Origin of the sequence: Mesorhizobium sp. M7A.F.Ca.CA.004.12.1.1 (genome assembly GCF_003997835.1) — a bacterium.
Lineage (GTDB): Bacteria > Pseudomonadota > Alphaproteobacteria > Rhizobiales > Rhizobiaceae > Mesorhizobium.
This window is the reverse complement of sequence record NZ_RZRK01001010.1, coordinates 1-1,896: the sequence shown is the minus strand read 5'-3', so window position 1 is coordinate 1,896 and position 1,896 is coordinate 1. Positions and strand designations below refer to the sequence as shown.

The 1,896-nt window shown below is 60.7% G+C and carries 2 protein-coding genes; both read left to right on the top strand.

Annotation, left to right across the window (positions count from 1 at the left end; translation table 11 throughout):
• The coding region (locus EN984_RS32935; protein ID WP_281057363.1) for a beta-ketoacyl synthase N-terminal-like domain-containing protein at positions 1-714 on the top strand (714 nt) is incomplete at its 5' end.
• Positions 715-727: 13 nt separating this feature from the next.
• Positions 728-1,540 (top strand): enoyl-ACP reductase FabI, encoded by an 813-nt coding sequence (gene fabI / locus EN984_RS32930; protein WP_127267921.1) that lies wholly within the window; start codon positions 728-730, stop codon positions 1,538-1,540.
• The last annotated feature ends 356 nt before the right edge of the window (positions 1,541-1,896 follow it).

The window sequence follows — 1,896 nt, the reverse complement described above, 5'->3', positions numbered from 1 at the left end:
GGCAATGGCTATGAATTGATCCAGTGGGGCAAGCAGGACATCATCTTTGCCGGCGGCCACGAGGATCTCGACTGGACGATGTCGGACCTGTTCGACGCCATGGGCGCCATGTCGTCGAAATTCAACGACAACGCATCGACCGCTTCCCGCGCCTATGACGCCAATCGCGACGGCTTCGTCATCGCCGGCGGCGCCGGGGTGCTGGTGCTGGAAGAGCTTGAGCATGCCAAAGCGCGCGGCGCGAAAATCTATGCCGAGATCGTTGGCTATGGCGCGACGTCGGATGGTCACGACATGGTTGCCCCTTCAGGCGAGGGCGCAGTCCGCTGCATGCGCCAGGCGCTGGCCACGGTTTCCACACCGGTCGACTACATCAACACCCATGGTACCTCGACGCCGGTGGGAGATTCCAAGGAAATGGGAGCGATCCGCGAGGTGTTCGGCCCAGAGATGCCGTATATCACCTCGACGAAGTCGCTGACCGGCCATTCGCTGGGCGCGGCCGGCGTGCAGGAATCCATCTATTCGATCCTGATGATGCAGGGCGGCTTCATCGGCGAAAGCGCCCATATCGAGACCCTCGACCCCGAATTCGAGGGCATGCCGATCGTGCGAAAGCGCATCGACGACGCCAGGATCGACACTGTCTTGTCCAATTCGTTCGGCTTCGGCGGCACCAACGCCACGCTCGTTTTCCAGCGCTATTCCGCATAAGGATTTGCCGGCCATGGACGGATTGATGAAGGGCAAGCGCGGGCTTGTCATGGGTGTCGCCAACGATCATTCGATCGCCTGGGGCATCGCCCGGAAATTATCCGAACATGGCGCGGAACTCGCCTTCACCTATCAGGGTGATGCCTTCGGACGCCGGGTCAGGCCGCTGGCCGACAAGCTCGGCGCCTCGCTGGTCGTGCCGTGCGACGTCGAGGACAGCGCCTCTGTCGCGGCCACGTTCGAGACTCTGGGCAAGGAATGGGGCGGGCTGGATTTCGTCGTCCACGCCATTGGCTTTTCCGACAAGAACGAGCTGAAAGGCCTCTACGCCGACACCAGCCGGGACAATTTCGTCCGCACCATGGTGATCTCCTGCTACTCCTTCACTGAGGTCGCCCGCCATGCGGCCACCTTGATGAAGGACGGCGGATCGATGATCACGCTGACCTATGCGGGGTCGGTCCGCGTCATGCCGAACTACAATGTCATGGGCGTCGCCAAGGCAGGGCTGGAGGCGAGTGTCCGGTATCTTGCGAACGACTACGGTCCGCGCGCCATCAGGGTGAACGCCATTTCGGCTGGACCGGTGCGCACGCTCGCCGGCGCCGGCATTTCCGATGCGCGCCACATGTTCTCCTACCAGCAGCGAAACTCGCCGCTGCGCCGCACGGTGACCATCGACGAGGTCGGTGGCTCGGCACTTTATCTGTTGTCGGATCTGTCTTCCGGGGTTACCGGCGAAATCCACTATGTCGATTCCGGCTATCACATCGTTTCCATGCCGACGCTCGACGAATTGAAGCAGACCGACGGCGCACGAGACTAACGCCTGCCGCCCAAAGATGCGCGGCGGTTTTAAAATGGCGACATTTGAAGACACGAAGCTTAGGCGCGCCAGTTGAATCCGTTTCAGCGCCAGGCGCGTTGATCCGCTCAAGAAATACTTTCGGTCCAATAAAATTGGATTCATTCGCGGAAACTCATTTTAAGGAGATATCCGCTAGAAAGCCCCGTACTCAGGGGAACTTTCAATGCTCGCCGTCAGCCACCCGAAGCGAACACCGGTGTTCCGACTGCTCACCATAGCGAGTTCGGGTCTCGGCAGTTTCGTCCTCGGGCTCTGGGGCCTGAAGCTCGGTCTCGGCGATGGTTTTGCCGGCATCTCCGCGGACATGATGGTCT

What these genes read in the sequence shown, in the direction of transcription:
- fabI (WP_127267921.1), top strand. Translation starts at nt 728, where the DNA reads ATGGACGGATTGATGAAGGGCAAGCGCGGGCTTGTCATGGGTGTCGCC.